Source organism: Aurantimicrobium sp. MWH-Uga1, from assembly GCF_003325955.1.
Lineage (GTDB): Bacteria > Actinomycetota > Actinomycetes > Actinomycetales > Microbacteriaceae > Aurantimicrobium.
In genome coordinates, this window is sequence record NZ_CP030929.1 from 898,985 (window position 1) to 915,020 (window position 16,036).

Sequence of the window (16,036 nt, forward strand, 5' to 3'; positions counted from 1 at the left end):
ATCCTCTCGAGTACAACGGAAGTATTGAGTATGTCCCCCAACTCCAAGCAGCACGATTCTGTTGAGCGCATTGAAGAGATTGATGTCTCGATAGAGATGCGGGATTCCTTCCTTGAATATGCCTATTCCGTTATTTACTCCCGTGCATTGCCAGATGCCCGAGACGGGCTCAAGCCCGTCCAACGTCGCATCTTGTTCATGATGAACGAAATGGGGCTCCGCCCTGACAAGGGGCACGTAAAATCAGCGCGTGTAGTTGGTGAAGTTATGGGAAAGCTTCACCCACACGGTGACGCATCCATTTACGATGCTCTCGTGCGCTTGGCCCAAGATTTCTCCTTGCGTCTTCCACTTATTGATGGGCATGGCAACTTTGGTTCTCTGGACGACGGACCTGCTGCGGCGCGTTATACAGAAGCGCGTCTGGCTCCCTCCGCTTTGGCAATGACGGCCAATTTGGATGAAAACGTAGTTGATTTTGTCCCCAACTATGACAATCAATTTCAACAACCTGATGTACTCCCCGCAGCGTATCCAAATCTGCTTGTTAACGGCGCTAGTGGAATTGCGGTTGGTATGGCTACCAACATGGCGCCACATAACCTCATCGAAGTTATTGAAGCGTCAATCCACCTTCTGAAGAACCCACAGGCAACTTTGGATGAATTGATGGCTTTTGTTCCAGGGCCAGATCTTCCCTCCGGTGGCATCATCATGGGTTTGGATGGTATCCGTGAGGCCTACGAAACAGGTCGAGGAAGTTTCAAAACTCGCGCCAGGGTAACCATTGGAAGCGTTTCCGCACGAAAAATGGGAATTACCGTTACTGAATTGCCTTATTTGGTTGGACCCGAGAAGGTCATTGACAAAATCAAAGACGGTGTGACGAGTAAGAAGCTCAACGGAATTTCAAATGTGATTGACCTCACAGATCGCCATCACGGCCTCAAGCTTGTGATTGAAATCAAAACAGGCTTTGACCCCGAAGCAGTACTTGAACAGCTCTACAGGTACACCCCGCTCGAAGATTCGTTCAGTATCAACAATGTTGCGCTTGTTGATGGTGGGCCCCACACTTTGGGGCTGCGTGAGATGTTATCGGTCTATGTTTCCCATAGGAAATCGGTTGTTGAACGTCGTTCGCAATTCCGTTTGGCAAAGCGTCAAGACAGGCTTCATCTAGTTGATGGCTTGCTCATCGCAATTATGGATATCGATGAGGTTATTCAACTCATTCGGCAAAGCGATGACACTGATCAGGCACGTCAGCGCCTCATTGAGGTATTCGAACTTTCTGTGGCTCAAGCAGATTACATTCTCGAATTACGCCTGCGCCGCCTGACCAAATTTTCTCGCGTTGAGTTAGAGGCAGAAGCGGATGAGCTTCGTAAAGAAATAGCTGCCCTCGAAGAAATTCTTTCTTCCGAAAAAATGTTGATTGATGTTGTAGTTCAGGAGCTTTCAGAAACAGCTAAGACTTTGGGCACACCACGCCGGACGGTGTTATCAACATCTACAATCATTCCGGCGACTACGACTGCGCGTGCAGCTGCACGAGAGCCCGAAGCTCTCCAGCTGGAAGACACACCGTGTCGAGTACTACTTTCCAGCACAGGCAAGCTTGTACGAGTTGATCTTGCGGATGCTGACGAGCGCATTACTCAAGGAACCCATCGCACAGCAAACGATGGAATCCGATCTGATGTGCTCACTTCACGCAGAGGTTTTATTGGTGCCGTAACAAACACCGGTCGACTTCTGCAGTTCTCCCCCGTCTCACTTCCCGGGGTACCAGCATCCAGTGTTTCCCTTTCAGCTGCTGTCAACAGCTCCGACTACATTGAGCTTGAATCACAAGAACACATCGTCGGGTTAGTGCCCTTGGGCACTGCCGATGTCTTCGCCTTAGGTACGAGTCACGGTGTAGTTAAGCGTATTCAAGGTGAAGCTTTCCCAGCTAAATCAGGAAATTCCATCATTGCGCTGAAAGACACAGATCAGGTTGTGGGAATTTGTGTAGCCTCTGATTCTTCAGAGTTAGTTTTTGTTACTTCTGACGCTCAACTTTTACGCTTTGGCGCTGACAACGTACGCCCTCAGGGTTCAACAGCTGGCGGTATGGCAGGTATTCGGCTATCTGACAATGCGCGTGTAATTTATTTCACCGCAGTAAATGCTCAGGACGCACAGGTGGTCACCATCTCTGCGACGCCCAACACTCTGTTAGGAACAGATGCGGGGCGAGCGAAAATCTCTCTGCTAGCAGATTTCCCCCAAAAGGGTCGTGGCACCGGAGGTGTTCGTGCTCAAACCCTCCTTAAGGGCGAAGACTCCCTCGCAATTGCCTGGGTCGGGGTTGGATCTCCACGAGCAAACTCTCTCGATGGAATGCCTCGTGAGTTGCCTGGGGATATTTCTAAGCGGGATGCTTCGGGAACACTGCTCGAAGCAGATATTGCATATATCGGATCAGCAGTCAGTGACTAACTAGACGTCAATTCGGTCACGAGATAAGCCGGATGAACCTTCGATGATGAAATCTCGTCGTGGGCCAACATCGTTTCCCATCAACAGTTCAAAGACTGTATCTGCCATTGCAGCATCCTCAACACCCACGCGACGGAGTGTTCTTGCAGAACGATCCATGGTTGTTGTTGCAAGTTGATCTGCATCCATTTCACCCAGGCCTTTGTAACGCTGGATAGGTTCCTGATAGCGTTTGCCTGCCTTTGCCAGACCGGCCAAAACTGATTGCAGCTCAGTTTCAGAATAGGTGTAAATCGTTTCGTTCGGCTTAGTTCCTGGGTTGATCACGACAACTCTGTGGAGTGGAGGAACAGCAGCGAAAACGCGACCGGCTTCGATCAGAGGCCTCATGTAACGGAAAAACAGCGTCAGGAGAAGTGTTCGAATATGAGCGCCATCCACATCTGCGTCAGACATCAATATGATCTTGCCGTAGCGTGCCGAATCTAGATCAAAACTGCGTCCAGAACCCGCACCAATAACCTGGATAATCGAAGCGCATTCAGTGTTATTGAGCATGTCGGAAACTGATGCTTTTTGAACGTTGAGGATCTTTCCACGAATGGGCAATAAAGCTTGATATTCGCTATTGCGCGCAAGTTTCGCAGTTCCTAACGCAGAGTCACCCTCAACTATGAACAGCTCTGATTGCTCAACATCATTACTGCGGCAATCAACTAACTTTGCGGGAAGGCTTGACGTTTCCAGTGCATTCTTTCGACGCTGAGTTTCCTTGTGAGTGCGAGCCGAAATGCGACTCTTCATCTCAGAAACAATCTTTTCCAACAACAACGCAGATTGAGTTTTGTCATCACGTTTTGTCGAAGTAAGTCGTGCAGAAAGCTGCTTGTTCACAACAGAGGAAACAATGGCTTTGACTGCCGGCGTCCCCAAAACTTCCTTGGTTTGACCTTCAAACTGTGGTTCAGGAAGCCGAACGGTGACGACAGCTGTGAGACCAGCAAGGACATCATCTTTTTCGACCTTGTCATTACCAGCTTTGAGCTTGCGAGAATTAGCTTCGACCTGGGAACGAATGACTTTCAGGAGTGCTTGCTCAAAACCTTGCTGGTGAGTACCGCCCTTGGGTGTAGAAATAATGTTCACAAAAGTCTGCAGCTCGGTTTCGTATCCAGTGCCCCAACGTAAAGCAATATCTACGCCACAGGTACGCTCAACCTCTGAGAGCGCCATGTTGCCATCCGGGCCAAGTACTGGAACGGTTTCTGTGAACTGTCCTTCACCAGTGAGCCTCCAAATGTCAGTGACCGCTGCATCTGGGGCGAGATATTCAACAAACTCGCTAATTCCACCGTTGTAAGAAAAACGTGATTCGAGTATTTCTGGGCCACGCGCATCAACGATGTGCATTTCAAGACCAGGCACTAAAAAGGCAGTTTGACGTGCGCGCGCTTCCAAGTCTTCAGTTTGGAAAGTAGCTCCAGGAGTGAAAATCTGTCGATCCGCCCAGTAGCGAACTCGTGTACCTGTCACACCTTTAGCAACCTTGCCTTTTATTGTCAGAGAACTGCCGTCCTCAAAAGGGGTGAAGGGATTTGAGGGCGAGATACCTGTGCTGTCATCAAAAATGCCCGGTTCTCCACGACGAAAAGACATACTCCATGTCTTTCCATCACGATCTACTTCAACATCGAGCCTTTCAGATAGCGCATTCACTACTGACGCGCCAACACCATGCAATCCACCAGAAGCCGCATAGGATCCTGATCCAAACTTCCCACCTGCGTGGAGTTTGGTAAAGACAACCTCAACACCTGTAAGACCTGTTTTGGGCTCAACGTCGACAGGAATTCCACGCGCCTTGTCACGAACTTCAACGCTGGAATCAGAGTGAAGCTGAATTTCGATGGACTTACCGAAGCCACCTAAAGCCTCGTCAACAGAGTTGTCGATAATTTCCCACAGACAGTGCATCAATCCACGAGAGTCTGTTGTACCTATATACATTCCAGGACGCTTACGAACCGCCTCTAACCCTTCAAGTACGGATAAATGGCGAGCGGAATACTCAGATGAACTCACACGACTCCTCAATAACAATGTGACGCACTTGAACAGTAGTTTGCTGGCAAGCAAAAACATTGATGCCACGACGAGCATTGCTATACGCGGTCAGCGAAATGCCCTGCCATTCCAGCGTTTTTTTCAGAACTTCATGGTTATATGTGGTTAGTACTTCATAAGGAGGAGCCACCATGACTACAGCAACTACTGAACCCAGTGAAGTTGCTTCTGAGCTAACAAGCCTGGACCGTTGTGACAGCTGTGGCGCACAGGCATATGTTCGTGCAACGATGCCTGCTGGTGGAGTACTGCTGTTTTGTGCGCACCATGCAACTAAACACCGTGAAAAACTCACTGGTTTGGGAGCACAGTGGCACGATGAAACAGCCAAACTGCATGCGTCTAACGACCGTTCAATCTAAGAACCTAAATGAAAATGGCCCGGAAATTTCCGGGCCATTTCTGTAACATAAGCGATTTATTCGAGGTAATCACGCAGTGACTGAGAACGAGATGGGTGGCGTAATTTCGCCATCGTCTTTGATTCAATCTGGCGGATTCGCTCACGGGTGACTCCGAAGGTGTCACCAATTTGATCGAGGGTTTTAGGAATTCCGTCACCGAGACCAAAGCGCATACGAATAACCCCAGCTTCGCGCTCAGAAAGTGAATCAAGAAGAGACTCGAGCTGCTTTTGAAGCATCGTGAATCCAACAGCGTCAGCGGGAACAACTGCTTCGGTATCTTCAATGAGGTCGCCAAACTCACTATCTCCATCTTCACCCAGTGGCGTGTGAAGAGAAATGGGCTCACGCCCGTACTTCTGAACCTCGACAACCTTCTCAGGAGTCATATCTAATTCGCGCGAGAGTTCTTCAGGAGTTGGTTCTCGGCCAAGATCTTGAAGCATTTGACGCTGGACACGAGCAAGCTTGTTAATTACTTCAACCATGTGGACAGGAATACGAATGGTTCTGGCCTGGTCCGCCATTGCGCGGGTGATTGCTTGACGAATCCACCAGGTTGCATAAGTGGAGAACTTGAAACCCTTGGTGTAGTCAAACTTCTCAACAGCACGAATCAAACCTAGGTTTCCCTCTTGAATGAGGTCTAAGAATTGCATTCCACGGCCGGTGTAACGCTTGGCCAGCGATACAACTAGACGGAGATTTGCGCCCAACAAGTGGCTCTTTGCGCGCTGTCCGTCACGTGCAACCCAGCGAAGTTCGCGTTCGAGCTGCTTGGGAAGATTCTTTTTGGTTGCGAGGCGGTCTTCAGCGAAGAGTCCCGCTTCGATGCGCAGTGCTAGTTCAACCTCTTCGACTGCATTGAGAAGAGGGACTTTACCAATTTGCTTGAGGTAGTCCTTAACCGGATCAGCTGTAGCACCGGTGATGGCTGTTGAAATTACAGGAATGTCATCGTCATCATCAGCCATCGACAGCACGATTGCACCGGTAGGCAATGGCTCTTCTGTTACGGCTGGACGGTTTGGCTTTTCTTCGTCATCTTCGAGAACATCATCCTCAACGACTTCGACAACAACTGCTTCGATCACAACGTCGTCGTCTAGCTCTTCTGCATCGACTTCGTCTTCAGCATCCTCGTCAGCTGCTTTAGCTTTACCGCGGCTCTTCTTGGGTGCGATTACAGCTGGAGCTTCCTCCTCGGCAAGAAGAGCGTTTGCCATTTTCTCTAACTCTGCTTTAGTCGGCTTCTTTGCTTTTGCTGCAGGCTTAGCTTCTTCAACTGGCTGAGACTTTGCAGCCCCTGCAGAGACTTTCGGCGCAGTAGCCTGAGGTGCAGATTTGGCAACTGGTGCTTTGTCCGCTGTTTTTGCTGCAGGAGTTTTGGTTGCTGCAGTAGCGCTGTTAGCGGTTGACTTTGAAGCAGCTTGGGTCTCTGTCTTGGCAACAGGCTTTGCAGCAGCTTTAGCGGCGGGTGCTTTTGCGGGAGTTTTAGCTGAAGTTGCTTTTGGGGCAGCTTTCGCGGGTGCTTTAGCAGCTGCCTTTGCAGGCGCTTTAGCAGCGGTTTGCTTTGCAGTAGCTTTCACTGGTGCTTTAGGAGTGGAAGCTTTAGCAGCAGGCGCTTTGGCTGTGGGTGCTTTAACAGAGGCCTTAGCAGGAGTCTTGGCAGGTGTTGCAGGAACTGTTTTCTTCGCGGCAGGAGCCTTCACTGATGCAGTACTTTCTGAGGCAGGCTCGACAACAGCGTTTTTGGACTTCCCAAATAACGACGCAATCAGCGACTTTGGTTTGGGGTTTGTCTTTTCTGTTGCCATGAGCAGTGCTCTCCTGTTCGGGGGCATAACTTGGACCCTTGTCAAGTCCCTCGGAGAGGGGATGACTGGGTCCTGCATCTATTATCGCATGTCTCCAGGCTCTTCTGAACCACGGCGGTATGCCAAGAATTCTTCGAGTTCAGCAGCAATCTCATCTGCAGTTGGCAACTCTCCTTCGACATCTGTTAACGGAGAGCGAACTCCGTTTTCTTTCATATATGAGTCGTACCGCTGCTCGAGAGTGTGAACAAGTTTGCTGAGTTCCTCATTTGTTTCAACTTGTTCATCGATTTTTGAGATGAATTCACGACCTTCTTCGCGCAATTGGTCTGTGGGAAAAATAAGTCCTGTTGACGAACTGACGCTTTCGAGGGCAGTCAATGCCGCTGAGGGAAATTCAGTATCTGCAAGGTAGTGCGGAATGAGCAGAACGAATCCCACAACTTCTTGCTCTGACTCTTGCAGTCTGTATTCCACCAAATGCATGGCATTTGCCGGAACTTGAGTGTGTGGCTTCCAGACCGAATATTGGTCAATGAGGTCTCCCCGATTACCACTGACCGTAGTTCCAATAGGTCGGGTGTGTGGAACAGGCATTGGAATTGCATGAACCCAAGTGGTGTGAGAAATGTTGAAACGCTCCACAAAAGACAAAACTTGGCGGCTAAAAGCTTCCCATTTGAAGTCTGGTTCATAGCCCGCTAGCAAGATAAATGGACGATTAATTTCGTCGTTTACCAAATAGAAGGCTAATCGTGGTGGCTCAAACCCTGTGAGATGGTCTTGGTCAAAATAGATGGTTGGGCGCCTGGCGCGGTAATCGAGAAGTTCGTCAGGATCAAACTCAGCAATGAGTTGTGAATCCATGGTGTCGACTATGTAGTCAGTAAACGCCGTAACTGCTGAACCAGAATCAGCAAAACCAGTTAATCCTGCAACAAGTGGAAGACCATGTGGAATGAGCTCTTCATCCATTTTGAAGTGAAGAAGTTGAAAATGCTCAGGCATGGTTACATTCTACGTTTGCGCCAAGTCTTCTCCGTCCACGCGTGGGACAAACACTTCTGCTCGTCAACTACATAGTCTGATTTTGTGAATAAACCCTCTTGTGTGCTCGTTAACAAACCTTCTTCAGGATCAGTGGTTGTGGTGGGAGCATCCGTTTCCAAGAAAACAATCTCACTCTCTGGTTCGTATTCATCAAGTACGCTCGCATCCCTGAGTGCGCCACTAGGAATTACTGGCGAAGCAGATACTTTGACGCGTGTGGTTGACCCCACCAATCCCAAACGTGTTCTTGCCATTGTGGGCATAGGCCCCACTCCTCTGTCGCCACATGCACTGCGCAATGCAGCTGCCGTAGCCTCACGACGCTTGGCCGATAGCTCAAAGATCACTTTTGACTTTGGGGCAGAGTCAGAGGAGGACATTGAGGCTATCGCCGAAGGAGCTCTTTTAGGTTCCTACAGCTACCAGAAATACAAAAGTTCCTCCTCAAGCTCATACAAACTGGAACGTATTGAGATCATCGCGCCCAAGAAATTAACTCCAGCTCTCTCACGCAGTGAAATAACTGCTTCATCGGTTGCTTTAGTCAAAGATCTTGTGAATACTCCCGCGAATGACCTCTACCCCGCTAGCTTTGCAACAGCTGCCCAAGAAGCAATCAAGGGTTTGCCAATTAAGGCCACAATCTGGGATGAAAAGGCCCTCGCAAAAGATGGATTTGGGGGAATTCTTGGAGTGGGTCAGGGTTCATCACGTCCACCCCGCTTGATGAAACTTGAATACTCACCTCGTCAAGCACAAAACAAAATAGCTCTGGTCGGTAAGGGTATAACTTTCGACACCGGTGGACTATCGCTCAAATCCGGTGCCGGCATGATCGGCATGAAATATGACATGACAGGTGCCGCTACAGTGCTTGCTGTCATTCGTGCTGCAGCTCAGCTCAAACTCAAAGTACAAATCACAGCATGGTTGTGTCTTGCAGAAAACATGCCTTCAGGGACTGCTACCCGACCCAATGATGTCCTAACTATTCGTGGCGGAAAAACTGTTGAGGTACTCAACACTGATGCTGAGGGCAGGCTTGTTCTAGCTGACGGTCTTGCTGCGGCCAGTGAAGAAAAGCCCGACCTCATTGTTGACGTGGCCACTTTAACCGGTGCAGCTACAACCGCTCTGGGAACGAGGTATACCGGTGCAATGGGAGATGAGAAATCAATTTCCCACCTCGTGGAACTCGGCAAAGCAGTAGGCGAAACCTTCTGGCACATGCCATTACCGGAAGAAATCCGCGCATACCTGAATTCAGACATTGCAGACCTTGCAAACATCAAACAGGGAAACACCGCTGCAGGAATGCTCGTGGGAGCAACATTCCTCCAGCAATTTATTGGTAAAACTTCCGACAAGGATGATGCACAACTCATACCGTGGATTCACCTGGATATCGCAAACACAGCAAACAACTCCGGGGCCCCATTTGGTGTTGTTGCATCAGGTCCCACAGGTGTTGCCGTGCGCACGCTGATCAAGCTCTCTGAGAGTTTTGCTACGGCGTAGTAGTCTCTATGAGGTTAACTTCCTCGAAGTTCCAGAGTTTTATCGTTCCTCATCGAACACAAAATCCCCCTCTCTAAAGGAAAAGAATCTTGGCTGAACTCAACTTTGATCTCGTAGTCCTCGGTGGCGGTAGCGGTGGTTACTCCGCCGCAATTCGCGCAGCTGAACTCGGAATGTCTGTTGCTCTGATTGAGAAAAACAAGCTTGGGGGCACCTGCCTTCACGTCGGTTGTATCCCTACTAAGGCCATGCTGCACGCTGCTGAGGTTGCTGATAACGCACGTGAAGCACACGAATGTGGCATCAATGCGACATTCGCTGGTGTAGACATGGACCGTGTCAACGCTTTCCGTGAGGACATCATCACCAAGAAGTTCAAGGGACTCGGCGGTCTCATCAAGGCACGCGGTATCACCGTTATCGAGGGCGAAGGTCGTCTTGTTTCACCCAACAGCGTTGCTGTTGGTGCTGACACCATCGTTGGAAAAAACATTGTTCTTGCCACCGGTTCTTACTCCAAATCACTTCCCGGTCTTGAAATCGGTGGCCGCGTTATCACCAGTGAGCACGCCCTTCAGATGAACTATGTGCCCAACAAGGTTGCCATTCTTGGTGGCGGTGTTATTGGTGTTGAGTTCGCCTCTGTATGGAAGAGCTTTGGTTCTGAGGTCGTCATCATTGAAGGTCTACCTCACCTTGTTCCCAACGAAGAAGAGAGCATTTCCAAGGCTCTTGAGCGTGCCTACCGCAAACGCGGAATCGACTACAAGCTCGGAGTTCGCTTCCAAGGTGTCACTCAAAATGATTCTGGCGTTGTTGTCACCCTTGAAAGTGGCGAAACCGTCGAAGCTGACCTTCTCCTTGTCGCAGTGGGTCGTGGACCTGCAACCGCCGGCTGTGGTTTCGAAGAAGTCGGCATCACCATGGACCGTGGTTACGTCATCACCAACGAACGACTTGCCACCAACATCCCTGGCGTTTACGCAGTTGGTGACATCGTGCCTGGCCTTCAGTTAGCACACCGTGGTTACCAGCAGGGCTTCTTCGTTGCAGAAGAAATCGCTGGCCTTAACCCTGTTGTCATCAGTGACACCAACATTCCCAAGGTCACCTATTGCGAGCCTGAAATTGCATCAGTTGGACTCACTGAGGCAAAAGCTGCAGAACAGTATGGTGCGGACAAGATTGCTGCCTACGACTACAACCTTGCTGGCAACGGTAAGAGCGAAATCTTGGGAACTGCAGGTTCTGTGAAGGTAGTTCGCCTGGTAGATGGCCCCGTAGTCGGGGTTCACATGATTGGTGCTCGCGTTGGCGAACTGATCGGTGAGGCTCAGTTGGTTGTCAACTGGGAAGCACACCCAGAAGACATAGCTCCACTTCTTCACGCTCACCCAACTCAGAACGAGTCTTTGGGTGAAGCATTCTTGTATCTAGCAGGCAAGCCACTACACACCCTGTAGACCACCCACTAAGCATTAGTAAGCTAAAAGCAACAGCTAACGAGGAGATTCATTCCATGAGCGAGTCAGTAAGCCTTCCCGCACTCGGCGAAAGCGTCACCGAGGGTACCGTTACGAGGTGGCTCAAAAACGTCGGAGACCGCGTAGAGGTTGACGAACCCTTACTTGAAGTCTCTACCGACAAGGTAGACACTGAGATTCCTTCACCTATCTCAGGTGTTGTAGAGGCCATTCTTGTCCAGGAAGATGAGACAGTTGCCGTTGGTACTGTCCTGGCGCACATCGGTGATGGCTCTGGCTCAGCAGCTCCTGCAGCTCCTGCGGCAGAGGCACCTGCAGCAGAACCAGTAGCTGTTCCTGTTGAAGCTCCCGCCCCTGCTGCAGCTCCAGTTGTTGAAGCACCTGTTGCAGCTGCCCCTCCGGTTGTTCAGGCACCTGTTGTAGCTCCCCCAGTTGTTACACCTCCGGTTGTGGCACCTCCTGTAGTGAGCACCCCTGTGGTTGCGCCTGCAGCATCAGCTGCACCCGCAGGAGGACACGCCAGCAATGCCGGTTATGTAACACCTATCGTTCGCAAGCTTGCTAATGAGAACGGTGTTGACCTGAACAGCATTGTTGGTACTGGAATCGGTGGCCGCATCCGCAAGGAAGATGTTCTTTCTGCAAGAAGCGGCTCTGCTCCAGCTGCAAAGACACGCACTCCACTTGAAGTTTCTCCACTTCGTGGAACCACAGTTCCCATGTCACGACTTCGCAAGGTTGTTGCTGAGCGTGCAGTTATTTCGATGCAAAGTACTGCTCAACTCACCAGTGTTGTTGAAGTCGATGTGACTCGCATCGCCGAGCTTCGTCAGCGCGTACAGTCACAATTTGTTGCTGCGACCGGTGGCAAGCTCAGCTTCATGCCGTTCTTTGCTCTCGCAGCAACTGAAGCCCTGAAGGCATTCCCCATTATCAACGCAACGGTTGAGGGCGACAACATCGTCTACCCCGGTTACGAGAACGTTTCCATCGCCGTTGACACCGAGCGTGGCTTGTTGACACCTGTTGTGAAGAATGCAGGCGAGCTCAACATTGCTCAGTACTCTATGGCAATTGCAGATGTTGCTCTTCGTACCCGAGAGAACAAACTGCAGCCAGATGAGCTTGCGGGTGGAACTTTCACGCTGACAAACACTGGTTCACGTGGAGCCCTGTTCGACACACCCGTAGTCTTCTTACCTCAACTAGCAATTCTGGGAACTGGTGTCGTCACCAAGCGCCCAGTGGTAATCCAAGCCGATGGTCAGGAAGTTATCGCAATTCGTTCAATGGTCTACTTGGCGCTGTCTTACGACCACCGCATCATCGATGGTGCAGACGCAGCACGATTCCTAGGTGCAATCAAGGAACGTTTGGAAGAGGGAGCGTTCGAAGCAGATCTCGGCATCTAGTTTCACTGGGGATCAAACACCTCACGTATTCGCCACGTTGCTCCTGTCTTTTGCAGAAGCAACGTGGCGAATGTCGTTAACTCCTCGTTTGTGCGAAGTGACACTTCGACCAAAACAACTTCCCCGCTTTGACTTACCACAGTTGCATGAAGATCTTCAGAGGTAACCCCTTCAGGGATTGTAAGTTGGGACAAACTTCCGCCCCGAACAAAGTCGAGGGCAGCTTGTGTCGGATCCTGGATATTTTCATCTGCTGATGGGGAGCTGGGCGTATGCGTTGGAATGTGTTCAGTTGAAGGCTGATTTCCGGGCATGAAAACTATGCCAGTAACAATCAACGACGAGACAAGTCCTAGGAAAAACAAGACACGTTTGTTTTTTGCTAAGGGTGCGACTTTCGCAATAAAGTTCACATCCCTGATAGTTTCATTGCCTTCGCTAGGCAGCTTTGCTTCATGTTGGACGGGGTCAAAGCTTCGAGGGAGCAAAGAAAATTCTTGTTCGAGTGTTTTGCCTTTCAGTGTTTGTGCAGTTGTTGCGCTTTCTTCGCAGGTTGATATCCAAACGATCTCACCATCAGAGCTACGTCCCACATCTGTTGCTTCCAATTTTTGAACGCAAATAGATAACTCATGTTCTACCTGCTCACCATTTATCTGGGCGATACCAACAATGGAATTAACTGACACATCAGCCCTATCGACCTGATAACCGACAAAGTACTTTCGTTCAAAGTGTGGGGACATAAACTCAGCTTTGATCATTCAATCAACGTAGTTATTCAGCTCCCAAAAACTGGTGGAAAGCACTGCGCTACGGGGGTTGTGGAGGATTGGCCTGAACTCAACCCTGTAGGATTTAAGCCATGTTGGAAGTTGATGTTCTCGGCTTAGGTGACCATGCGGTCCCCTATCGCGAAGCCTGGGAAAAGCAACGTGATGTTCATCGTCAAGTAGTCTCTGGCGAGCGTCCAAACACCCTACTCCTTCTGGAACATCAGTCTGTTTACACAGCTGGAAAACGAACAGAAGATTCTGAACGTCCAACTAATGGAACTGAAGTCATCGATGTAGATCGCGGCGGAAAAATCACCTGGCACGGCCCAGGGCAGCTGGTGGGCTACCCCATTACTCGCCTTCAAGAACCCATGGATGTGGTTGCCTACGTGCGCACTATTGAATCTTTGCTCATCGATGTATGTGCACGATTTGGCGTCACAGGAGAGCGTGTCGAAGGACGCTCTGGGGTCTGGGTCAATCGCGGATTGACCCACGACAAAGTTGCCGCTATTGGCATACGAATCAGCGAAGGTGTGTCCATGCACGGCTTCGCCATCAACTGCAACAACTCGCTTCAGGCATATGAAAACATCGTGGCATGTGGCATTCGTGATGCTGGCGCCACAACACTGAGCCAGATTTCTGGGAACGATATCTCCCCTTCGGATGTTGTCCCAGTTGTAACAGATCTTTTTACCCACTATTTTGAGGACTCCCATGTCAGCTGACGGCCGCAAACTGTTGCGCCTTGAGGTTCGCAATAGCGCAACCCCGATAGAGAAAAAGCCCGAATGGATTCGCACAAAAGCCAAGATGGGGCCGGAGTATCAAGCACTGCAAAAACTCGTCAAGAGTGAAGACTTGCACACCGTCTGTCAAGAAGCAGGTTGTCCCAACATTTACGAATGCTGGGAAGATCGCGAAGCGACTTTCCTCATTGGCGGATCTCAGTGCACCCGTCGTTGCGATTTCTGTCAGATTGATACTGGTAAGCCTGATGCTTTTGATCGAGATGAGCCTCGACGTGTTGGTGAATCAGTCGCACAAATGAATCTTCGCTACGCCACCGTTACAGGAGTAGCACGCGATGATCTTGAAGATGAAGGTGCCTGGCTGTACGCCGAAACCATTCGCCAAATTCACGCACAAAACCCCAATACGGGTGTCGAGATTTTGGTTCCAGATTTCTCTGGAAATCCAGAACATTTAGGTAAAGTTTTCGAAGCAGCACCGGAAGTTTTCGCTCACAATGTAGAAACTGTTCCTCGCATTTTTAAGCGTGTACGTCCTGCCTTCACCTACGAACGCTCCTTAGACGTTCTGAACCAGGGTCGCAACGCCGGAATGATTACCAAGTCCAACCTCATCCTGGGAATGGGCGAAACTCGTGAAGAAGTCAGCCAAGCCTTACAAGATCTGTATGACGCCGGTACAGACATCATCACCATCACCCAGTATTTGCGTCCTAGTGCACGTCATATGCCCGTAGACCGTTGGGTTCACCCAGAAGAGTTTGTTGAGCTCAAAGACGAGGCAGAGGGAATCGGGTACCTCGGCGTTCTCTCTGGGCCACTTGTTCGCTCCTCATACCGCGCAGGTCGACTCTACGCGCAGTCCATGCGGGCAAAGGGTCGTGAGATTCCCGAAAGCCTCAGCCACTTGGCAGACGCTGAATTAGGTTTCTCACAAGCCGTCTAAATCACATCCACCTCGTGGTTGGTCCACCAACCTCTGCAAGATAGGTATTCTTTTCACCATGGCACGCACAAAAAAGCCCAAAGGCCCTTCACGCATTAAGCAAATGTGGCAGGTCTTCCAAATGACCCGCCGCTACGACAAGAGCGTAGTTCCACTGATATTGCTCGCATTCTTCGCCCCCACCGCAATTGGAACCGGTGCAGGTATCGCTCTGAGCAATGGAAACATCTTCATCCTGGTGTTGTGGATACTCATCGGCGTGATGACGGGTGTGCTTGTTGGCATGATTGTCCTGGGGCGTCGCGCCGAGCGTGCTGCCTACTCACAAATAGAAGGCCAGCCAGGAGCAGTTGGAGCGGTATTAAAGTCTGCACAGCGACGCAGTTGGATTGGCGAAGAGACACCCGTTGCCATCAACCCCAAGACTAAAGATGCGATCTATCGTGCAGTTGGTCGCGGTGGTGTTGTCCTGATTGCTGAAGGCCCCATAGCTCGTACACAGCGACTCGTTGATGATGAGCGTCGTAAGACCGCCAAGGTTCTGCCCAACGTTCCCATTACAGTGCTCACGGTCGGTCCTGACGAAACTTCAGTCAAGCTGTACAAACTTGGTTGGCAAATGACAAAAATCAAGCATGCATTGACCAAGAATGAAGTTCGTATTGTGGCTAACCGTTTGTCGTCATTAGGAACAAACGTTCCTATCCCCAAGGGAATCGACCCATTCAAAGTGCGCCCATCTCGCGCACGCTAAGAAAAGCATTCCAGTGAAGCCCGCATCGCGGGCTTCACTGCGTTAACTGGATTTCAGAAGAATCGTTCCAGCGATCTTGTCGTGAAAACCTCGTTGATCTGAATCCCACACCAAGGCAGGAACTACCAACGCCAGCAGCACACTGCGCACGATAGGACGCCACCAGTCGAGTGCACCGCCCGAAATGTTCACTAGATACAAGCGGAAAATGCGGTGCCCCATACTTCCTCCAATAAACCAGATGCCAAGTATTTGGAGTACGACAAAAACTCCCAATAACTGCAATTGACCTGCTGCTGAAGAAGATAAGGTCAAATAGTCTTTTCCGGTTACCAGCATCAAAACAAGCGCTGAAATAACCCAGTCCAGAGTAATTGCGAGTAGGCGACGACCTACACGTGCTACTGATTGTGGACCAGATTCAGGTAAACCCAGCCTTTCCCCCGGGTAGGAACTCAGGGGGATGTTGTTGTCCTTATTTCCTGGACCTGAATGAGAAGTCATATGCC

At 50.2% G+C, this 16,036-nt stretch carries 13 protein-coding genes; 8 read left to right on the top strand and 5 right to left on the bottom strand.

The window, feature by feature from the left end:
• Positions 1-30: 30 nt before the first annotated feature.
• The gene (locus AURUGA1_RS04475; RefSeq protein ID WP_240187339.1) at positions 31-2,487 is read left to right on the top strand and encodes a DNA topoisomerase (ATP-hydrolyzing) subunit A; all 2,457 of its coding nucleotides are present in this window, start codon (positions 31-33) and stop codon (positions 2,485-2,487) included.
• Here the strand turns inward: AURUGA1_RS04475 and AURUGA1_RS04480 are convergent, their stop codons facing one another.
• The gene (locus tag AURUGA1_RS04480; RefSeq protein ID WP_114129059.1) at positions 2,488-4,569 is read right to left on the bottom strand and encodes a type IIA DNA topoisomerase subunit B; all 2,082 of its coding nucleotides are present in this window, start codon (positions 4,567-4,569) and stop codon (positions 2,488-2,490) included.
• Between the two features lie 173 nt (positions 4,570-4,742).
• On the opposite strand from AURUGA1_RS04480, the gene AURUGA1_RS04490 reads away from it, so the two are divergent.
• A complete protein-coding gene (locus AURUGA1_RS04490) occupies positions 4,743-4,973 on the top strand; it encodes a hypothetical protein (RefSeq protein ID WP_096380928.1) in 231 nt (76 codons plus the stop codon).
• A 56-nt stretch (positions 4,974-5,029) separates the two neighbouring features.
• Here the strand turns inward: AURUGA1_RS04490 and AURUGA1_RS04495 are convergent, their stop codons facing one another.
• Positions 5,030-6,604, bottom strand: coding sequence for an RNA polymerase sigma factor (locus tag AURUGA1_RS04495; protein WP_240187409.1), 1,575 nt, complete (start codon positions 6,602-6,604; stop codon positions 5,030-5,032).
• A gap of 309 nt (positions 6,605-6,913) precedes the next feature.
• On the bottom strand, positions 6,914-7,840 hold the full coding sequence (locus AURUGA1_RS04500) for a proteasome assembly chaperone family protein (RefSeq protein WP_114129061.1): 927 nt from the start codon (positions 7,838-7,840) through the stop codon (positions 6,914-6,916).
• Positions 7,841-7,924: 84 nt separating this feature from the next.
• Between AURUGA1_RS04500 and AURUGA1_RS04505 the strand changes: the two genes are divergently transcribed.
• From AURUGA1_RS04505 to AURUGA1_RS04515, 3 genes are all read left to right on the top strand, one after another.
• Complete coding sequence (locus tag AURUGA1_RS04505) at positions 7,925-9,400, top strand: leucyl aminopeptidase (RefSeq protein WP_114129062.1); 1,476 nt, start codon at positions 7,925-7,927, stop codon at positions 9,398-9,400.
• Positions 9,401-9,489: 89 nt separating this feature from the next.
• Entirely contained in the window at positions 9,490-10,863 is a 1,374-nt protein-coding gene (lpdA, locus tag AURUGA1_RS04510; RefSeq protein ID WP_114129063.1) for a dihydrolipoyl dehydrogenase, read from the top strand.
• A gap of 56 nt (positions 10,864-10,919) precedes the next feature.
• Positions 10,920-12,296 (top strand): 2-oxo acid dehydrogenase subunit E2, encoded by a 1,377-nt coding sequence (locus AURUGA1_RS04515; RefSeq protein ID WP_114129064.1) that lies wholly within the window; start codon positions 10,920-10,922, stop codon positions 12,294-12,296.
• A gap of 2 nt (positions 12,297-12,298) precedes the next feature.
• On the opposite strand, the gene AURUGA1_RS04520 is transcribed toward AURUGA1_RS04515, so the two are convergent.
• Positions 12,299-13,060, bottom strand: a complete 762-nt coding sequence (locus AURUGA1_RS04520; RefSeq protein ID WP_114129065.1) for a hypothetical protein — start codon at positions 13,058-13,060, stop codon at positions 12,299-12,301.
• A gap of 101 nt (positions 13,061-13,161) precedes the next feature.
• On the opposite strand from AURUGA1_RS04520, the gene lipB reads away from it, so the two are divergent.
• Genes lipB through AURUGA1_RS04535 form a run of 3 tightly spaced genes read left to right on the top strand, consistent with a single transcriptional unit; the run spans position 13,162 to position 15,527 of the window.
• The gene (gene lipB / locus AURUGA1_RS04525; protein WP_114129066.1) at positions 13,162-13,803 is read left to right on the top strand and encodes a lipoyl(octanoyl) transferase LipB; all 642 of its coding nucleotides are present in this window, start codon (positions 13,162-13,164) and stop codon (positions 13,801-13,803) included.
• On the top strand, positions 13,793-14,773 hold the full coding sequence (lipA, locus tag AURUGA1_RS04530) for a lipoyl synthase (RefSeq protein ID WP_114129067.1): 981 nt from the start codon (positions 13,793-13,795) through the stop codon (positions 14,771-14,773). Before lipB ends, lipA begins: the two co-directional genes overlap by 11 nt.
• Positions 14,774-14,831: 58 nt before the next feature.
• The gene (locus AURUGA1_RS04535; RefSeq protein WP_114129068.1) at positions 14,832-15,527 is read left to right on the top strand and encodes a DUF4191 domain-containing protein; all 696 of its coding nucleotides are present in this window, start codon (positions 14,832-14,834) and stop codon (positions 15,525-15,527) included.
• 42 nt (positions 15,528-15,569) lie between these two features.
• On the opposite strand, the gene AURUGA1_RS04540 is transcribed toward AURUGA1_RS04535, so the two are convergent.
• Entirely contained in the window at positions 15,570-16,031 is a 462-nt protein-coding gene (locus tag AURUGA1_RS04540) for an RDD family protein (protein WP_114129069.1), read from the bottom strand.
• Positions 16,032-16,036: the final 5 nt, after the last annotated feature.